The organism is uncultured Tateyamaria sp., from assembly GCF_947488715.1.
Lineage (GTDB): Bacteria > Pseudomonadota > Alphaproteobacteria > Rhodobacterales > Rhodobacteraceae > Tateyamaria.
In genome coordinates this window covers 282531-303438 of sequence record NZ_CANLAG010000003.1, presented here as the reverse complement: position 1 = coordinate 303438, position 20908 = coordinate 282531, and the positions used below count along the sequence as shown (strand labels likewise).

The 20908-nt window shown below is 62.7% G+C and carries 9 protein-coding genes; 7 read left to right on the top strand and 2 right to left on the bottom strand.

The window, feature by feature from the left end:
- Window positions 1–7: 7 nt before the first annotated feature.
- Window positions 8–1063, bottom strand: coding sequence for a maleylacetate reductase (locus tag Q0936_RS09330; RefSeq protein ID WP_299294499.1), 1056 nt, complete (start codon window positions 1061–1063; stop codon window positions 8–10).
- Window positions 1064–1137: 74 nt separating this feature from the next.
- Between Q0936_RS09330 and Q0936_RS09325 the strand changes: the two genes are divergently transcribed.
- The 4 genes from Q0936_RS09325 (at window position 1138) to Q0936_RS09310 (ending at window position 11302) form a co-directional block, all read left to right on the top strand.
- On the top strand, window positions 1138–2082 hold the full coding sequence (locus Q0936_RS09325) for a LysR family transcriptional regulator (protein WP_299378050.1): 945 nt from the start codon (window positions 1138–1140) through the stop codon (window positions 2080–2082).
- A 263-nt stretch (window positions 2083–2345) separates the two neighbouring features.
- Window positions 2346–4619, top strand: coding sequence for a FecR domain-containing protein (locus tag Q0936_RS09320; protein WP_299378047.1), 2274 nt, complete (start codon window positions 2346–2348; stop codon window positions 4617–4619).
- A gap of 52 nt (window positions 4620–4671) precedes the next feature.
- Entirely contained in the window at window positions 4672–9522 is a 4851-nt protein-coding gene (locus Q0936_RS09315) for a PKD domain-containing protein (RefSeq protein ID WP_299298041.1), read from the top strand.
- 52 nt (window positions 9523–9574) lie between these two features.
- Window positions 9575–11302, top strand: a complete 1728-nt coding sequence (locus Q0936_RS09310; RefSeq protein ID WP_299298043.1) for an adenylate/guanylate cyclase domain-containing protein — start codon at window positions 9575–9577, stop codon at window positions 11300–11302.
- A gap of 9 nt (window positions 11303–11311) precedes the next feature.
- Here Q0936_RS09310 and Q0936_RS09305 read toward each other — a convergent pair whose 3' ends face one another.
- Window positions 11312–11692 (bottom strand): DUF3307 domain-containing protein, encoded by a 381-nt coding sequence (locus Q0936_RS09305; RefSeq protein WP_299298045.1) that lies wholly within the window; start codon window positions 11690–11692, stop codon window positions 11312–11314.
- Window positions 11693–11925: 233 nt separating this feature from the next.
- Between Q0936_RS09305 and Q0936_RS09300 the strand changes: the two genes are divergently transcribed.
- From Q0936_RS09300 to Q0936_RS09290, 3 genes are all read left to right on the top strand, one after another.
- Complete coding sequence (locus Q0936_RS09300) at window positions 11926–14871, top strand: ABC transporter transmembrane domain-containing protein (RefSeq protein WP_299378087.1); 2946 nt, start codon at window positions 11926–11928, stop codon at window positions 14869–14871.
- Window positions 14872–14988: 117 nt separating this feature from the next.
- Window positions 14989–16782, top strand: coding sequence for a BamA/TamA family outer membrane protein (locus tag Q0936_RS09295; protein WP_299298047.1), 1794 nt, complete (start codon window positions 14989–14991; stop codon window positions 16780–16782).
- Entirely contained in the window at window positions 16782–20906 is a 4125-nt protein-coding gene (locus Q0936_RS09290) for a translocation/assembly module TamB domain-containing protein (RefSeq protein ID WP_299378044.1), read from the top strand. The genes Q0936_RS09295 and Q0936_RS09290 overlap by 1 nt, the downstream gene beginning before the upstream one ends.
- Window positions 20907–20908 lie beyond the last annotated feature (2 nt).

Sequence of the window (20908 nt, the reverse complement as noted above, 5' to 3'; positions counted from 1 at the left end):
GGTCTGTTCAGTGCTGTGGCGGCGCGCCTGACCAGGCGGCCTCCAAAAGTTGTCGGATGCCGTCGCGGGTCACACGCGCCGGGTTTGGGTAAGGTTTTTGGGTGGCAAGGTCCGCCGCGTCGTCCAGCTGTGCCAGGGTGACACCCAGATCGCGCAGGGCCAGTGGTGCGCCGGAAGCCGCTGCAAAGTTGTGGAGCGCGAGGCCCGGTGTCTCGCCCACAAAAATCTCGCACACGGGGCCCAGTTCCAGCCGCGCCGCGCGACTGTTGTAGGAAATGGCATGTGGCAGGATGATCGCATGGGTGGCGGCGTGCGGCAGATCAAACGCACCGCCAAGCGTGTGGCAGAGCTTGTGATGCAGCGCCATGCCGACCTGACCCAGCACCGCGCCGCAGGCATAGGCGCCGCGCTGCGTCTCTTGCCGGGCCTTCAGATTTGAGGGATCGGCGATAACATCGGGCAAATACTTGGCGAAACATGCCATGCCTTGGGTGGCCAGCGCATCGGAGTCTGGTGTCCGGTTTGGCGCATATAGCGCCTCGGCCGCGTGCGCGATGGCATTCAATGCCGATGTCACCGTCATCTCGACGGGCAACGAAACGATCAATTCAGGGTCATAGAGCACGACATCCGGCACGACACGCGGATCACTGAGCGTGGTCTTTGTGCCATTCTCGGTCTGCCCGAGGATCGGCGTGGCCTCTGACCCTGCATAAGTTGTGGGAATGGTGACGTGGGCCACGCCTGTGCGGTGCACAATCGCCTTTCCCAGACCGGTTGTCGACCCGCCGCCAATGGACACGATGCAATCCGCCTGAACCGTTTTCAAGTAGGCAACCGCGTCCTCGGTGATGTGGACGGGGGTGTGCATCTGCGCCCGCGCGTACACGCCCGCGGCCAATGGCCCCAACGCTTCGGCGATGCGCATCGCTGCGTCGGATTGATGCGGCGTTGACAACACCAACGCCCGCGTGCCGCCAATGCGCTGCAGCTCATCCTGAACGGTCCAGCGGACACCTGCACCAAACAGGACCCGTGGGGCGGGGAGTGTTTGAATGGACATGCTCCGACGATACGATGCGCAATCCGTCAAGTTGATATGATTTGGCGCGGCGATTATACCTTTGGGTTATGTTTATGGACCCAAACCACCTGATCATACTGGCCGCTGTCGTGGACGCGGGTGGTCTGACGCAAGGCGCCCGTGCGTTGGGCAAATCGCAACCGTCCCTGTCGCGCTCGCTGGCAACACTGGAGGCGCGGCTGGGCCTACCCCTGTTCGAAGCCGGACGCAGACCGTTGATCCCTACGGAATTGGGCGAAGCCTTGGCCGCCCAGGGGCGCATCATCCGTGCGGCAGGTCTTGAGGCGACAGCGCAGGTTGACCTGTACAAAGGAGGCAAGACCGGCGCCGTGCGCGTGGCGGGTACGCCGGTCTTCATGGACGCCGTCATTGCCACGATGATCGCCGGGTTCCAGATGGCACACCCCAACGTGCGTATCGACCAAAGCTATGGCTATGCCGACAGCCTGATCCGGGATCTGAACAATGGGACGCTGGATCTGGCGATTTGCCCGCTGCCGCCCAGCGCAGTGCCTGACGGGCTGGCATTCGAGGAAATCATGCAGGGGCGCAACGTGATCGCCTGCCGCGTGGGGCACCCACTGGCCCGCAAAAAGACGCTGCGACTGAGCGACATTGCCCCCTATCCCTGGATCGCGCCGCCTACGACCAGCCCGCTCTACGAGGACATGAAAGCGATCCTCAAAGAAATCGAGGTAGACGATTTCAAGGTCAGCTTCTCCGGCGGCTCAATCAGCTCGGTACGGACCGTTCTGGAGGGGTCGGACAGCCTGACCATCCTGCCCTACGCGGTGGTGTTCATGCTGCGGCATCTCAAATCAGTCACCGCACTCGACATCCATATCAAACACGCGCCGCGTAACCTGGGCATTCTGTATCCGGTGGACGAAACCGCATCGCCCGCCGCGCGCAGATTCCGAAAACACCTGGAGGTTGAATTTACCAGTCTCGCCCGGTCCATCACCCATGCGCAGCAGTCGTCCGTCTGGCGCGATTGATTCGATTTCGCCTCTTCGGCTTGCCCGTTTTGTTGCCCGAAACGACACAATACACGCAGAGCGGGGCATGGCGTTACCCCTCACGCGACAGTGAACGACAAGTCATGAAATAATGACTTGCCACATACGGCACCGCCCCTGACACTCTGCGCATTAACCAACTTTAATTCCTTTTTTCACACTTTAATCTGGGGGGAAGCGGTTTGCGTGGCTTTGAAAAACTGACTTCCATACGCATTGTGGCGCTTGTTCTGGGTGTATTGATGTACCCTGTTTCGCCTACGTCTGCGCAATCATCCGACCTTGATGCACCGCTCGAAGTGGTTGTCTTTGGCGAGCGCGATACGCTGCGCGGTGTAGTCAGCGAACACCTCAACGACCCGGACCTTTGGCCCTATGTTCTGGAACTGAATGCCATCGCGTCGCCCGCAGCCGTGGTGCCGGGCACCGAATTGCAGATGCCGGTCAAACAGGTGCGCGCAGCGGACGCGGCACTGGCCAAGGCACTCAAAGCGATCCAAGCGGCAAACGCCGAAGGTGCACAGGTGTTCGCGCCTGTCGAGATTGGCCAGGCCCTCGAAAACCGCGAGGCCGCCGTCGGCCAGCGCGAGGTCGGCGCATGGGTCGAGGTTGTCGACCTGTCGGATATCGCCACCCTGTTGGCAATGGAGGCGCTCGACATCTCCATAGCGCAGCGCGACCGCGCAGCAGAAGCGGTTGTGTCGGATGTGCAGGGCGACGTCGAGGGGCGCGCGCCAGAGGAGCCGCGTTGGAGCGGCCGCGGTCTGAACGATGTTCTGGTCGAGTTCGAGCGCGTGCGCACGCTATCCGATAGCACCACGCAGGTGACGTTCCGCGATCTGAGCCGCCTGCGCCTGAACGCCAACTCAAACGCAACCATTCAGCGGATGCGTTCGGACCCGTTAACCGGCACCGAAGTGACCAAAGTCAGCCTCGTGAACGGCGACTTTTACGCGCTGCTGAACCAGCTATCTGAAAAGACCGCGTTCGAAGTGGATGTGCCCGGTGTCGAGACGACGACCAACTCGGGTGACTTCTGGATCAAGAACGACGCAACCGGCGCCCGGTTTGTGAACTATGACACCCCTGCGCTCGAGGTGTCGGACGGCAACGAGACCATCCAGATCAACGAGAACGAGGGCCTCGTTCTGACCTCAAATGGTGCGCAACGTGCCGAAGTTTTGGATGCCCCCGCATTGGAGCAACCCGCATTGGGCGCAATCCTCTATGACGGATTTGCCCCTCTAGGGTGGAGCGCGTTTGAGGGCGCCGAAGGTTATTGGGTCGAGGTCGCAGTCGACCCCGGTTTCAACCAGATGCAGGTGTCGGAATGGGGCGTGCGTGGCACAACACTGGACACTGCCCCACTGCCGCCCCGCACCTATCACTGGCGCGTTGCGGCCTTGGACCGCCTGGGCTTGCCCGGTCAGTGGAGCGTGCCACAGTCGTTTACCTTGCGCGTGGATGAAACGCCGCCGTTCCTGACGCTGCTGGCCCCCGGTGACGGTGAGATTGTGACCCAACCCGCCATCGAAATCTTTGGCGCGTCAGAACCCGACGCCGAAGTGCAGTTGAACGGTGCGCCAGTGCCGCTGGGTGCCGACGGCAGCTTTATCGTTGAAACGACGCTGAACCCCGGTCCGAACATCCTGACCCTGCGTGCGGTGGATGCCGCGGGCAATGAGAGTGCGACGGCGCAGACGGTGGTCTATCGCCCTGCGGCGCAGGTCGACGTGAGCCTGTCACCCACACTGCCCCGCCTCGGCAATGCCCTTGCCACACGGTCCGGCGAACTTTCCGTCTTTGCCGCATCAACTGCCGCCGAAGGCGCTGACGTGCTTGTCCAATCCGGCGGCACCGAAGTCCTGCGCGCGGTTGTTGGCCCCGCCGGTGCCATCAGCTTTTCCGTACCGGCCAGCGAGACACCCCAAGGCTACACACTCGCGGTGCTAGGACCGTCGGGATTGATCGAAGGGCGGCTGGATTTCGAAGTGATCCAGGACCGCACACCGCCCGAAACAACGCTGGACAGCCCACCACCCAAAGCGACCGATCTGGACGAGATCGAACTGATCGGTGATGCGGGTGACGCGGCACAACTGACCATCAACGGGGCTGACGTGCCGCTGGACCAGGGGCGGTTCGCCGTCTCTCTCAGCCTGGTGCAGGGTCTGAACCTGTTTGATCTGGTGGCCACGGACACCGTGGGCAACGTGAACGCCACGCGGCTTCAGACGCTCTATGACATCGACCCGCCTGATGTGCAGTCGGTCGAAGTGGGCCGCCCCAAGGGCGCAAATGGCCCGATCGAAATTGTCGTTCAGGCCAGCGATCCAAGCGGTTTGCGGCAAGCGGCATCGTTCCTGTTGCAGGTCGGCGCGCAAGAGCGCGAAGGCTTCTTGCGGTGTGACAGCGCCGCGGGCCTGTGCCGCGCGGCCCTACCGCCCGAGGCAGGGGCGCTCGAACTGATCGAAGTTGTGATTGAAGACTACGCTGGGAACGCTGCGTTCCGGTGAATGTGTTGGGCGGTGTCGCGCGATAGCGGGGCCGATCCGAGGAGGAAGAAGTATGACGGGAATTGCGATGCGCATTTTGGGGCGTGTGGTTGCACTGCTGCTGATCATTGCGGTGGTGCCGGCCTCTGCCCAGACCGTGGACGAAGGTTTGATTGTCGTCTACGGCGCTCAGGCCCCCACCCGCGAGGGTGATGTCGACCGGCGCGAACAAATCTTCTTTTCCATCCCTTCGGACACGCCCGGACGCGTGTTTGTGCGCCTTTTTGACCCCGAAATCTTTGGAACCGATGACTTTACCTACGGCGGGCCACGCGATTCCGTCACCACGTTCCGCGTGTTTGGTGCAGAGGGTGCCTATTCTGACGCCGAGCGGCCCGGCATGGTCACAGACCGCGCGCGCGCTGATCGCGCCCGTCCTGAATTCCCTGTCACGGGTCCGGGACGCGCCGTGTTGGAACGGGCCTATGACAGCGACCGCGCCAGCAACGGACGCTGGGTGACATTAGGTGCCGTGCGCGCACGCCAGGGCGAGCAGATCGACGGGCGTGCCTATTTCCGCATCGACGTCGAAGGCACACGCGGCAATGACGGCAATGGCTTTTCCGTTGGCGTGAGCCGCGCCCGCGACCGGGACCGCGCGCCCGAAGGCCTTGAGATGTTTGCCTATCAGCCGACGATCCGCTGGACCACCGCTGGCACCGCCACGCGCGTCCGGTTTGCTGGCACCCAGGGGCCGTACACCGTTCAGAGCTTTGACGCAGCCAATGGTGATATCGCCATCGTGACGGACTACGCCGACTTGCCGGTCAAGGTCTCCGGCCAGGATTTCTGGACGGTGGACAGCGTTGACACCAAGGACACCAACCTCGCGCTGAGCCTCGCGCAGGGGTTCGAAACCCCAAATGACGTGACCGTCACCGTTTTCGACGGCACCGGCGCGCCCTTGCCACTGCACATGCCGCCACGCAGGACACTGGCACCTGCACGACCCACAGCCGTTGGCACGGGTCGCCCGCTTGCAAACTGCCAATCCGTCGCCTTTGACGGCAGCGGATCCATCGGGCGCGATCCCTTGTCCTACATCTGGGACTTTGGCGACGGCAACAGCGCCGCCGAACCGGTGATTGCCCACCTCTATGAACAGCCGGGCCGCTACACCGCCACTTTGAAAGTGCTGGAAGAAGGCAACCGCGCCGGTGCCGGTGCCGCCATTGACGTCCCCGTCCATGTGCGCGCCGCGCCAGTTGCACAACCCGGTCCCGCCATCGTGGTCGCACCGGGAGAGGTGATCCCCTTTGACGGAACAGCGTCCGAGCCTTCCGACAGCCCGATCACCCGCTATGTCTGGTCCTTTGGCGACGGTGAACAGGTCGAAGGGCCAACCGCAGAAAAGCAATATGCCCAGCCGGGTGCCTACCGCGTTGTCTTACGCGTCAGCGACGACAGCCTGCATCCCTGTAACTTTGGCGTCGCCACGCGCGATGTCATGGTGAACTTTGCCCCAATCGCAGAGGCGGGCACGGACCAGACTGCCAAGGTTGGTCAAACTGTCAGCCTGAATGGCGCGGCCAGCTATGACGTCGACGGCGCAGTCACCAACTATGTCTGGGACATGGGCGACGGCACCACGCTCAATGGTGCTGCGATCCAGCACGCATATGACACGCCGGGCCGGTACACTGTTGCCCTTACTGTGACCGATGACAGCGGTGTGGCGAATGCAAGCGCGGTCGACACAATGCTGATTGGTGTGAATGCACCACCTGAGCCGGTGATTGTGATCCCTGAACGCCCCGCGTCGGTTGGTGAGGCCGCTCAGTTGGACGGCGCAGAAAGCACGGACGCCGATGGTATCATCCTGTCCTATCTGTGGGACTTTGGCGACGGAGCCATCGGCGAAGGCCAGACCGTCAGCTATGCCTGGAGCGCCCCCGGCGTTTACGACGTTGCTCTGACAGTCACAGATGACAGCGGTACGGCCTCGGCGACTCAGAGTACGACACGGCAGATCGTCATCGACGCAGCGCCGGTTGCCAATGCCGGACCAGACCAGTTCGTGACCGCCTCGGATGTGCAATTTGATGGCACGGCGTCGATGGATCCGGACGGCACAATCTCGGCCTATGAATGGCAGTTCGGCGATGGCGCCACGGCGACCGGCCCGCGCCCTGTCCACGCCTATGCCCGGCCCGGTGTCTACGAGGTTGCACTCGTGGTCCGCGACGCCAGCGGTGCGCCCCTGAACACCAACCGCGACACGATGATGGTCACGGTCAATGCGACCCCCATCGCGGATGCAGGCCCTCCACAGGTCGTCGCCCCGAATGAAGAGTTCGTTCTGAGCGCGCGTACCTCTCTTGATCCCGATGGCGTGATCGGGGCTTTTGAGTGGCTCTTGCCCAATGGCGAAACCAAGGCGCAGGAGCGCATAAGCCACGCCATCGCCGATCCCGGCACTTACCGCATCGGCCTGTCCGTTTTCGACGGCTTCCGTGGCGGCGCAGCGCGGGACGACGACGATGTCCTGATCACCGTCAACGCGCAACCCGTAGCCGAAGCAGGGTCAAACCTGTTGGTGGCACCCGGCGATCCAGTCATCTTGGACGGCGGCCAGAGCTTTGACTCCGACGGCGAAATTGTCAGCTACCTGTGGGAATTCGACGACGGATACCCCGCGCAAACAGAGGCACGGGTGGAACGCAGTTACGACACACCCGGCACGTGGTCCGTCCAATTGGTTGTGACAGACGCAGCCGGGGTCGCGAATTCCACCGCAACCGATGATTTGCAGGTGCGCGTGAACGCGGCTCCCGTGGCCGAGGCCGGTCCAAATCTGGAAACCGACGTCTTGCAAGTCACATTGGATGCCTCCGGGTCGGCCGATGCGGATGGCGATGCGCTGGTCTACACGTGGGATATGGGCGACGGATCGCCCCTGCGCATGGGGCGCAAGATCACGCACGTGTATCCGCGGTCCGGCAAGTTCCCGGTGACATTGCGTGTGGACGATGGCACCGGCCTGTCCAACGCAACCGCCATTGATGCAACAACCGTTGTAGTGAATGCCCGCCCGCTTGCGGATGCAGGCGGCAACCGCGACGTTTGTTCAGGCGAATCCATCCTCTTTGATGCCTCAGACAGCGTCGATCCTGATGGCGGGCTGCTGCTCTATTCCTGGGACTTTGGGGATGGGTCGACATCAGACCTGATCAACCCGACCAAGATTTACGAGAACCCCGGCGCATATTCTGTGACCTTGCGCGTGCGCAACGGCAAGGGCACGGCCTGGGGCAGTGACATGGACCGCATCGCCGTTTTGGTCCGCGAAGGACCGATCGCCGACGCCGGGGATGACATGACCGTCTACACCAACCAACCGGTCCGCTTTGACGGGTCGGGATCCACGGATGCCGACGGCGCGGTCAATGCGTTCAACTGGACCATGGGCGATGGCGGTACGGCCAGTGGTGAGCGGCCAGAGTACCGGTTCAAGAACCCCGGCAACTACCCCGTGACGTTGACCATCCAGGGCGAAGCCGTGGGCGATTGCAGCCCGCTGGACACGGACACCGCCAACATTCAGGTCCTGCCCGCACCCGAACAGCTGATCATGGCCGAAGATCGCGCAGCCACCGGCCTGCCCGCCACCTTCTCGGCACAGATCAACGACCTCGACGGGGCAACTGTAACAGCACAGGAATGGACATTCTCAGACGGCGGCACCGCAACTGGCGACAGCGTGTCCTACACCTTTGCGGAACCCGGCATCTACTTTGCCAGCCTCACAACACGGCTCGAAGGGTTGAGCTCTGGCCTCGACAAGGTCGAAACACGGCGCAAGGTCATCGTCAACGAAGCACCGATGGCCGGCCTCGATGGACCGGACCGCGTTGCCGTTGGTGCTGCCGCCGTCTTTGACGCCTCGGCCTCTGTGGACGCAGATGGTGCACTGACCGGCTATGCCTGGGACTTTGGCGACGGAACCACGGCATCCGGTGTTGTTGTTGCACATGCGTATAACACGCCTGGCACCTACAAGCTTCGCCTGACCGTGATGGACGATGCGGGCGTCGGAAACTCCGCCGTCACAATTGACCGCGACATCGTCGTGAACCCTGAACCCACTGTTGGCCTGTCCGTTGACCGCCAGATGTGCGCGGGCGTGGCACACCCCTGGTCCGTTTCGGTGGACGATGGGACCAGCGTTGCGTGGTCGTTCGCAGGCACCGCCGCCGAAGGGGCATCTGTCTCGCACAGCTTTGACGCGCCAGGTCTCTTCCCGGTGACAGTGTCGCTGGATGACGGCAAGGGCCTCTTGAACAGCCGCCGCGCCGAGGAAATCTATGTGCGGGTCAACGCCGCACCCACCGCCATTGCAGGCCCCGACCAAGTGGTGAATGCGGGCGACGTGGTCCAGTTCGACGCCAGCGCTTCGGGCGACCTGGATGGCACATTGACCGGCTACACCTGGACGTTTGACGACGGCGTCACCCTCGAAGGCGTGCAGGTCGAGCGGTCGTTTGACACCAGCGGACCGGTGAATGTAACTCTGACAGCGCGCGACAACAGCGGCTCCGACTGCGCCACCGGCACGGACGGATTGGTTGTTCTGGTCAACACGCCGCCGGTTGTCGATGCCGGACCGGATCGCGACGTTCTGGTTGGGGCCGCGCATGACGTGGTGGTGTTCGACGCCAGCGATGCGTTGGACGGCGACGGCCACGGTCTGCGGATCGAATGGGACTTTGGTGACGGGACAACCGCGACAGGTGCCATTGTGCGCCATGCCTATACCAGCGCCGGGACCTTTACCGTCAGCGTCAGCGCCCATGACACAACCGGTCTGGCAAGTGGCACAACCACGGATACCGCCGTCATCACTGCGCGTGGCCGCGACGGCTAAGGTCAGCAATACCGCCATATCCCACGCGGCATGAATCGGATACTGTGCGCCCATGTGGTTTCCGTTGCGCCTGAAATTCTTTGTCTTTGCTACGCTTCTGGCGGTGGCACCGCTGGCTATTGTCGGGCGCAATCTCGAACAGCTCAGCCGGGATGAACTGAAATCCGCCGCCAACGAAGACCTCACGACGGTTGCCGCGCAGCTTCAGGGCCAGTTCGACACGACCTATCAGGGTCGGTGGTTGTCGCCTCTCATGGTCATCCGGAACGGGATCGACAGCGACGAACTGGACGTGCCGCAAAAGGTGTCGCTGCTGACGCTGGGCCTTCAGGAATTGCCGGATGTGGTGTCGATGCAGCTTGCCGTCGCCGGGTCCAACCTGCCGATCATGGCGACGGATCAGGCGTTTTCAAAACGGCTCGAAGCCCTTGGCCTTGACCCGGTGCAGGTGCTGACGGTGCCCGCTGACCTGATCACCAGCATCGAAGACACCGGCCAATTCGGACGCCCGCTGATCTCGCGGATCGAAGAGACAGGCAGCTGGATCGCCACGCTGGCCTTGCCCCTGAACACCAAGATCGCGGGCCGTCAGGTGACATTGGCTGCGCGGATCGAACTGTCGTCCCTGTCACGTCTCGTGCAACGTCACCCCTTTGCGCAGCGCGGTGAGATCACCGTCATAGACCAGGCCGGTCGCACCGTGCTGCAAGAGGACCAGAACCTGGTACTCGACCGCGAGATTGTGCAATCCGCCCTGCCCCTCATCGTGGCGGGTGCACGCGCCAACGCGCTACAGACCTACACCCGCCCGGACGGGACTGATGTTCTGGGTGCCTATGCCTTTCCCGACTGGTTCCCCTGGGCCGTCATCACCGAACTGACCGAAGAAAGCGCCTATGCGGTCGTGAACGCGATCACCCGGCAGATCATGATCATCGGCGCGTTGGGCTTTGCTCTGGCCAGCATCGGCGCGCTGATCTTTGCCCGCCGCCTGACTGGCCCGATCCTGCGCATTGGCGAGATCGTGGAAAAGGTCGGGATGGGCGATTTCAGCGCCCGCGTGAACAACGTCACCTCCCGCGACGAGCTGGGGCAATTGTCTGGCCGCGTGAACACCATGATCGCGGAACTGGGCGAACGCCTTGAGCTGATGAAATTTGTCAGCCACGGCACCATGTCGGCCATCAAGAACTCGGGCGAAGGCATGGAGCGCGGCGGCGTGCGCAAAAAGGTGTCGGTCATCTTTACCGACATCCGCGGCTACACCGAGTTTTCCGAACGTGTCGCACCCGAAGTCGTGATTGAAGCCCTGAACGAATACTTCGAAGTTCAGAACAAGATTGTGGTTCAACATCAGGGAGATGTGGACAAGTTCATCGGGGACGCGCTGGTCGCCGTGTTCGAGGGCGAGAACATGGAACAGCGTGCCATATGCTGTTCAGTCCAGATCATCGACGCGATGCAGGACCTGCTTGAAAAATTCCCGGACTATAACCTGCATGTGGGCATCGGCGTCGCCTCTGGTGAGGTCGTCATGGGGGCAATGGGTGCCGCCAGCCGGATGGATTACACGGTGCTGGGATCGACCGTCAATCTGGCCGCGCGGTTGTGTTCCAAGGCAGAGCCCGGACAGGTTTTGATCGACGCTGCCACGCGTGAAGCGGGAACCGATATGGATGGCGTAGCGATTGACGAACTGGCCGCGATCCCGCTCAAAGGATACGCCGATCCGGTGCCAACCTTCGGCGCCCGCAGCGCCGACCGGGCCGCCGCTGAATAGCGCAATCGCCTAGGGCAGGACCGCCCACACCATCACCAGATATGTCCACTGATGCAGCGCTTGATCAACGCCAAACGCGCGCCAGTAGCCCGCCTGATGCGGCCCGTGACCGGTGTGATCCGACCAGCGCCCTTTGCCAAAGTCGATGTGGAAATGGACCGCCCACTCGACCAAAGCCACCACAATCGCCAGCCCCACCGGCACCCCCATCAGCACCAGCGCAATCAGTGATCCCACCGCGTGCAGGCCCGCATGTTGCAACCGGCCCAGATGCAAATATCGCCCTCGGTCCCGCAGCATACGCGGCGTTTGCAGGTAAAAGTCGGCAAACAGATGCTTGGCCTGCAACAAGAACAGCAGCACAAGAGCGAAGGTTATTGGATCAGCCAAGGACAGTCCTTTGGTTCGTGTTGATTTACATCCTAGGCGGGCATTGCGATTGTCGCAACGTATCTCACAACCCGATCCGCATCACGGATCACCACAGACCATTGATTTGTGCGAAAGCCCGTTGATACTCTGTCGCCACGAAAGGCGTTCCGCCTTTTGCAGAATTTGGATCAAGTCCCATAGAACGCACGCTTTTCGCCTTTATCTGGAAATACTCGAAACGTGACCAGCTGATCCTACTGGTGGTGACGCTGTCGCTGTTTCCGTTGCTGTATCTCACACTGGAATTGCCCAAGCGGATCATCAACGACGCCATCGGCTCGGGCACGTCGACAATTACAGCCTACGGCTACGAATTCGAACAGATCAGCTATTTGATGATCCTGTGCGGCGGGTTCCTCGTGGCGGTGCTGCTGCACGGCCTGATGAAGATGCGGATCAATACCATGAAGGGTGTGCTGGCTGAGCGGCTCTTGCGGCGGTTCCGCTATACGTTGATTGCGCGCATTCTGCGGTTCCCACAGCCCTACTTCGAGCGCACCAGCCAGGGCGAGTTGGTCAGCATGGTCACCGCCGAAAGCGAGCCTATGGGTGGCCTGATGGGTGACGCCGTGGCGCAGCCTGTTTTGCAGGCCGGTCAGATGCTTACGATCCTTGGCTTTCTGTTTTTTCAATCCGTGGCCTTTGGGCTGGCTGCCATTGCCCTGATCCCCTTGCAGGCTTGGTTGATCCCGAAATTGCAAAAGCAGATCAACCAGTTGAACAAGAAACGCGTGGTGCAGGTACGCGCCCTCGCAGCAGAGATCGGCGAAGGGGCTGCGGGCGCAGGCACATTGCGCGTGAACGGCGGTTGGCGCTACCGCATGGCAATGATCGGCGACCGGCTGGGTCAGCTTTTTGCAATCCGGTTCCAGATCTACCAAAAGAAATTCTTTATGAAGTTTCTCAACAACTTCATCACCCAGCTGACGCCGTTTTTCTTTTTCTCCATCGGTGGTTACCTCGTCATTCAGGGTGACGTCACGATTGGCGCGCTGGTGGCGGCACTCGCCGCATACAAGGACCTGTCGAGCCCGTGGAAAGAGCTGTTGGCCTACTACAACCAGACGGCGGACATGTCGCTGCGCTGGGAAACGATCACCGAACGGTTCGCCCCCGAAGGCATGATCGACGACGCACTGTTCTACGGCGAAGCGCCGGAACCCGAACGCCTGACGGGTGAGATTGTGCTGAATCAAGTGACGGTGCGGGACGGCGACGGAAACCCGGTGCTCGAAGACATCACAGCCACCTTTCCCAAAGGCGCGACAGTCGGCATTTCCGCCCCAAACGACGAAGATCGGCGCGCCCTGTCCGAGGTTCTGACACGCGAGACACTGCCCACATCCGGCATGGTCACCCTGTCAGGCCACGACATCAAGTCGCTGCATCAGGTCACAATTGCCCGCCGTATCGGTCACGCAAATTCGCGCCCCATCCTGTTTAAGGGCAGTTACGGCCAGAACGTGATGATGCCGATGCGCATGGCCCCAATCGCGCCCGGCGACCCGAACGCATTCTTCGACGAGGCGGTTCGTGCAGGTAACAGCCCCGACATGCTCAAGGCCCGCTGGGTCGATCCCAGCATTGCGGGCGTGGCTGACCGCGATGCTTTGCGGGCGTGGTGGTACACCCTGATCGACCGGTCCGGCAGTGGCGACATCCTGACCCGCCGCACCATGGACCAGACCTATGACGCCGACACGCACCCGCAATTGACCGAGGCGTTGATCGCCGTGCGCCCCAAGGTGGCAGATGCCGTGGCACGTGCGGGTCTCGACCGGTATGTCCACACCTTTGATCCCGACCAGTACAACCCGGCCCTGCCCGTGGCGGAAAACCTGCTCTTTGCGACGCCTAGAGAAAAGATCACGCCAGAGATCATCGAGGCCAAACTCGAATTCCTGCGCCTGTTGCATCAGCTCAAACTGGCCGCAAACCTTGAGACCCTGGCGCGCAACATCATCGAAATGCTCCGCCAGATCTTTGGCGCGAACGGCACCGATCACCCCTTGTTCCGCAAGGTCGGGCTGGAAACCGAGGTCTATGAGGCCGCGCTGGATCTGGTGAACCGCAAACCGGCAGGCAGCGAAATTTCCGATGGTGAGCTTGCGTTGTTGTTGAGCGTCCCGACCAGTGTGACCGCCGAACAGGTTGGCCCGTCCTTTCCGGACGAGGTCAAGGCCCGCGTGCTCGACATGCGCCGCAACCACGCCGAAACGCTGCGCCAACAGATGGACCCGCTGTTCGAGGCGATTTCGCCCGACAGCTATGTCTGCGGTCTGACGGTGCTGGAAAACGCGCTTTATGGCAAAGTGTCGGACAGTGCCGGCACACGCGGCGAAGAATTGCGCCGTGTCGTCGCTCAGGTATTGGCCGATGAGGGCATCAGCCCCCTTGTCCTTGAACTCGTGTTTGACGTGCCCATTGCCTTGGGGGGTGCCAACCTGCCCGCACTTTTTGCCGAACCGCTGTCAATCAGCCGGGCCACAATCAAACGCCCCGACATCCTGATCCTCGACAAGGCTATGTCTAGCTATGACGCGGATGTGCAGGACGCGCTGGTCGACAATCTGCGCACCTTGTTGCCTGAGGCCACGCTGATCTTCATCGGAGAAGGTTTCGAGGACGAAGACGCCTTCGACATGCATGTGGAGATCCGTCAGGGCCGTCTGGTCGGGGCCGAGGGTGCACGCGCCGAAGCAGACAGCGAAGTGGGCGCGGACCTGGCCCGCAAACTGGATGCACTCAGTACCGCGCCTCTGTTCTCGGGGCTGAAACGCAAACAGTTGCGCCTGCTGGCCTTTGGCGCGCGGTGGTATGCGGCAGCACCCGGCGAATACGTGTTTCACAAAAATGACGACGCCAAGGATGGCGCTTACATGATCATCGACGGCGAGGCGGACCTTCTGCTGCCGTTGGACGATGCCGAGGACAAACTGATCGCGACTGTTGGCGCGGGCGCGCTGGTCGGCGAATTGGGGTTGATCCGGGGCGAGCCGCGCGCGCTGGATATGCGGGCCAAATCGGACCTCACCTGCCTGCGCATCGGCGAAGAAGATTTCATGGCCGTTGTGGAAAATGACGCGGCAACGGCCTTCCGTTTGCTTCAGGTGGTCGCGGGCTACGTCAAAACCTGACTATGTCAGGCGCTTGGCCGCGACTTATCCCCAAAACAGACTTAAACACTGGAACCTTTGGCCGAGTTTTGGCATTCCGTATCAAGGCCCTGCACTGCGCAGGGTGGAGTGCTGCCCATGGTCTCACATATCTGCCGCGTTCTGGCAGCGGTATTCGTCGCGCTCATCAGCGCAGGCAGCGCCATGGCGCTGACGGTGACCGTGACGGCGCCGGATGACCTGCGTGATGACATCCGCACCGCATCCCTGTCCGCAACACTGGCCGATGCCGAAGACGGCGAAGCACCCCGGCCCATCGACATCCTCAGCGCCGCCCAAGCCGACTACGGGCGCATTGTCGCGCTGCTCTATGACCGTGGGTATTTCGGCCCGGCGGTCAGCATCACCCTCGACGGACGCGAGGCGGCATCCATCGCACCCATCGCAGCACCTTCTGCCATTTCAACTGTGGTGGTGACGGTCGATCCGGGCCGCGTATTCACCTTCGGCAACCTGTCCATCAACCCCGCCGCACCCACGGCTGAGACCACGGACGGCTATGCCCCCGGCGAGGTGGCGCGCGTGTCTGTCCTGCGCAGCGCCACCAAGGCGCAGATCGACGGCTGGCGGCAGGCGGGCCACGCCAAAGCATCGGTATCCGGTCAACAGATCACCGCGCGGCACCCGGACGCGACCCTCAACGCCGCAGTACAACTTGATCCCGGCCCGAAACTGCGGCTGGGCAGACTGTCTATCTCCGGCCAGAGTGCTGTGCGCGAAAAACGCATCCGCGAGATCGCGGGATGGCCCTCTGGGGCGACCTTTGATCCCGACGAGTTGGACAAGGTCGAAACACGGCTGCGCCGGACTGGCACATTTGCGTCAGCCGCGTTGACCGAGGCCGAAACCGCAAACCCGGATGGCACGCTGGACGTCACGGCAACGATTTCCGACCAACTGCCGCGCCGCTACAGCTTTGGCGCGGAATACGGCACGCTTGACGGGTTCAGCGCCAGCGCGCTTTGGCTACACCGTAACATCTTTGGCGGCGCGGAACGGTTGCGGATCGAGGGCGAAGTCAAGGGCGTCGGTGGCGACACGGACGGCGTTGATTTCCGCCTGGGCGCCAAGCTGTCCCGCCCCGCAACCTGGCGGACAGACCTCGAAGCCTTTGTGCGCGCCGAAGTCGAGCAACGCGATGACCCCAACCTGTTTGCGCGCACCGGTGTGCTGGAATTTGGCGCTGTCTATTTTGCCTCCGATGATCGCGAATACAGCTACGGCGTCGGTTTGCGCCGGTCCAAGACACGCGACGATCTGGGGGAACGCGACTATACGATCCTGACCTTCCCCTTCACCTTCACATTTGACCGCCGCGACAACCCTCTGAACGCAACATCAGGCTACTATGCCCAGGCCGCCGTCACGCCTTTCTTTGACATCGAAGGGACAGAAAACGGGGTCGTCACCACGCTGGACCTGCGCACCTACCGCAAGGTCAGCAACCGCGTCACGCTCGCCTTTCGCGGGCTGTTGGGCTCGGTCGCGGGCCCGGACCTGACGGTCGCACCCGCAGACTACCTGTTCTTTTCCGGCGGCAGCGGGACAGTGCGCGGACAGGACTACCAGTCCCTTGGCGTCGAACTCAGCCCCGGCGTGACCATCGGCGGGCGATCGTTTCTGGGCCTGTCTGGCGAAGTACGCGTGCGAACCAGCCGCGAGGCGCTGTCCGTCGTTGCGTTTTACGATGCGGGCTATGTCGGCGCAGAGAGCTTTATCGACGGCTCCGGCGAATGGCACACTGGCTACGGCGCAGGTATCCGCTATGACACGGGCATCGGCCCCATCCGTTTTGACATGGCCCTGCCCGGCTCGGGTCCGGGCGACAGCTCGGGTCTGGAAATCTACATCGGCATTGGGCAGGCGTTTTGATGATGCGGCTTGTCCTTTTCCTTTGCGCGTGGGTCCTGCTTGTGCCGGTCACAGCCGCAGCGCAGGACAACAGCGAAGACCGCGGTTTCCTGATCGGTCTGCTGGAACGCTCGCTTGGCGGTGATGGGCGCACGGTCCGCATCAACGGTTTTGCGGGTGCGCTCTCCAGCAGAGCCACCATCGACCAGATCACCGTGGCCGACACCGATGGCGTATGGTTGACGCTGGACGGGGTCGAAATCGGCTGGAACCGCAGTGCCCTTTTCCGCGGCGCCATCGAAATTGCAGAACTGCGCGCGGCACGGATCGACTTGCCCCGCTTGCCGCTGCCTGCCCCCAATGCCGTGCCGTCCCCCGAAGCGACGCCCTTTGCCCTGCCGGATTTGCCCGCCTCGTTGGAGATTGGGCAAATGACCATCGACACCGTGTCTCTTGGTGCTCCGGTTCTGGGCGAGGCCGCCGCCTTTGCGCTCACCGGGTCTGCGTCACTGGTGGGCGGTGCGGGTGACGCCAATCTGCGCGCGCAACGGCTGGATGGCCCCACGGCCCAGTTCAACGTAATGGCGCGCTACGCCAATGACACCCGCGATCTGGCGCTGGACCTCGACCTGACCGAGGACCAGAACGGCCTGATTTCCGGCCTTCTGAGCATCCCGGAACGGCCCAGCGTCGCGCTGCGCGTCAATGGCGCAGGCCTGCTCAGCGACTTTGCCGCCGAACTCGACCTGCGCACTGATGGCGTCCAGCGCCTGTCCGGGACGTTGGGCCTGCAAAGCGCAGAAGACGGCCCAATGTCCTTTGACGCGGACCTGAACGGCGATGTATCGGCGCTGTTTGTGCCGGAATACGCGGCTTTCTTTGGGCCCGATGTGTCGCTCAAAGCGACAGGCAACCAGACCTCGGGCGGCGAGATTTCCCTGGACACGTTCACCGTCGACACCCGTGCGATGAAACTGAGTGGGCGTGCCGTTCTGGGCGCAGACGGCTGGCCTGCCCTGCTCGACATCGACGGGCAAATCGCGGACCCGACCGGCGCGCCGGTGGTCTTGCCGACCGGTGACACCCCGGTTCAGATTGACCGGGCCAGTCTGGTTGTGGATTTTGACGCCAGCACGGGCGACGCACTCAAGGCACAGATTGACCTCTCCGACGTTGATCACCCCATGGTAAAGGCCGCGGCCATGTCGCTGGCACTGGACGGCACGATCCAAGGTGCCGCCGGGGCCGTGCGCACGCTTGACACAACCATCGACCTGAACACGCAGGCCCTCGCCTTTGCCGACCCCGCCTTGCAGCAGGCAATCGGCGCCACGGTGCGCGGCACGCTCGGCGTCTTTTATACGGCGGACACACCGCTCACGCTGAGGGACATGGCGCTGCGTGGCGCGGATTGGCAGATCGCTGGTGACGCCCGCATCGATAGCCTGTCAGAAAGCCTGTCGACCGCGTTCGACGTTGAGCTGACCGCATCCGACCTCAACGCCTTTGCTGCGCTGGCGGGGCTGGACCTGAACGGCAGCGGCGTGTTGAGCGCGCGTGGCTCCGCAGCCCTTGGCGGCTTCTTTGACGTGGCTGTCACCGGGCATACCGACGCCCTGTCCGTCGGGATCGCGCAGGCGGACACGCTTTTGCAAGGTCGGACCGCCCTTGATCTGGCCGCGCGCCGGGATGGCGACGGAACGTTCCTCGACAAGCTGACACTGGCGAACCCGGCTGTGTCCGTAGACGCCACCGCCCAGTTGCAATCTGGCGCATCCACCGCCAAATACGCCATCCGCCTCGAGGATGCAGGCCAGTTGAGCGATGCGGTATCCGGCCCGTTGACCCTTGATGGCACCGCGCAACAAACGGACGAAACCTGGGACGTGGCCACACGTCTGGCAGGCCCGCTTGACGCCACCGCTCAATTGGATGCGCGCGTCGCACCGGATCGGATTGGCATCGACCTGACAGCAGACCTGCCCGACCTCGCCCCTCTTGTGCCACAACTGACGGGCGGCGCACAGATCACGGCATCCGCCACGCAGGAAAACGGGGTCTGGGCATTCGAAACCGCCATAGATGGCCCCAATGACAGTACGGCAAATGTGGCCGGGACCTTCGATGATAAGCTGTCTGCCCGCTACCTCGTGGAGGTGCCAGACATTTCCCCATTCGTGCCGGGTGTGGACGGCCCCGTTGGCTTGGATGGCCGGGTTTCTCAGGTGACTGACGGGTGGACGTTCGACACCAAACTGACCGGCCCGTTCAACAGTGCCGGCACGGTACAGGGTGACTATCTCAACGCGCGCCTGAACGCGCAATTTGATGTCGCTATGCCAGACGCAGGCGCGGTTGCGCCCGGCATCACCGGTCCGCTGGCGGCCAAAGGCACCCTGCGCCAGACAGATGCGGGCTGGGCCATCGACACGACGGCCACTGGCCCCTACGCGAGCACCGCATCGGTCACCGGCACCTATTCCCCCACCGACACCAATGCGCGCTACCGCCTCAGCGTGCCCAACATCGCGCCATTGGCGCCTGGGGTGTCCGGCCCGCTCGATCTGAGCGGCACGGTCCAGCAATTGACCGCAGGCTGGGCGCTGACCGCAGACGCGCGCGGCCCCTATGCCAGCACGGCCACCGTCACCGGGGCATACGTGAACGACAGGATCGACGCGCGCTACAATGTGGCACTGCCAAATATCGGCGCGTTGGTGCCACAACTGAACGGCGCGGCGGCCGTCACTGGCACAGCGACACAAGTCGCGCGCGGCTTTGACATCACCGCCAACCTCAGCGGCCCAGCGGGGACCACGGCCCGTGTTCAGGGGCTGGTGGGCAGCGATGGACAACTGGCGCTGGATGCCACTGGTCAGGCACAACTCGGCCTCGCCAACCCGTTTCTCGAACCGCGCAATGTGGCGGGCGTGGCAAATTTTGACCTGACCATCGACGGCCCGCCCGCTTTGGGGTCAGTTAGCGGTCGCGTCACAACCCAAGGGACACGCATGGCCGCCCCCAACCTGCCCCTGTCGTTCAACGACATCACCGCCGCCATTGATCTGCGCAGCGGCCAGGCGTCACTGGACGTCGATGCAGGCGTCACAGATGGCGGTGTGATCCGCATCGACGGCCCCGTGACCCTGAGCGGTCTGTTCCCCGCCCAGATCGATGTGGCGCTGGACAACGTGGCGCTTGTGGACCCCGCGCTATACACCAGCACCGTCGACGGAAACATCAACCTGCGCGGCCCTCTGACAGGTGGCGCACGGATCAGCGGCACGCTCAATGTGGGCGAAACCAACGTCCACATCCCAGCCAGTGGCATTTCCACATTCGGCGCCATCCCAGAGATCACCCACATCGGCGCAACCCGGCCCGTCATGCGCACCCGAGACCGCGCGGGCCTCACGCAGGAAACGGCGGAAAGCAGCAGCAGCGGCCCCGCCTACCCGCTCGACATCACTATCAACGCACCCTCCCGCATCTTTGTACGCGGGCGTGGTCTGGATGCGGAACTGGGCGGCGCGCTGCGCCTCACCGGAACCAGCTCGGACACGTTCTCCACCGGGCAATTCGATCTGATCCGCGGACGGCTGGACATCCTCGCCAAACGGTTTGAACTGGACGAAGGGCGCGTGCAATTGCAGGGCCGCTTTGACCCCTACTTGCGCTTTGTCGTCGCCACGACCACCTCGACCGGGACAGCGCGTATTGTCCTTGAAGGGCCTGCCGACGATCCCGAAGTAACGTTCGAGGCCACGCCCGAAGCCCCGCAGGATCAGGTGCTTGCGCAAATCTTCTTTGGCCGCGACATCTCGCAACTGTCGGCCTTTCAGGCGCTGCAACTGGCCTCGGCGGTCGCGTCGCTTGCCGGGCGCGGTGGCGAGGGGGTCGTCTCACAATTGCGCGGGTCCTTTGACCTCGATGATCTGGACGTCACCACTGATGACGAAGGCAACGCGGCCCTGCGCGCTGGCAAATACATCTCGGACAACGTCTACACCGACGTCACGGTGGGCGGTGCCGACGGGCCCGAAGTATCGTTGAACATCGACCTGACGCCAAATGTCACTGTACGCGGCACGGTCGCCTCGGACAGCAACACCGGCATCGGCATTTTCATCGAGAAAGACTACTGACT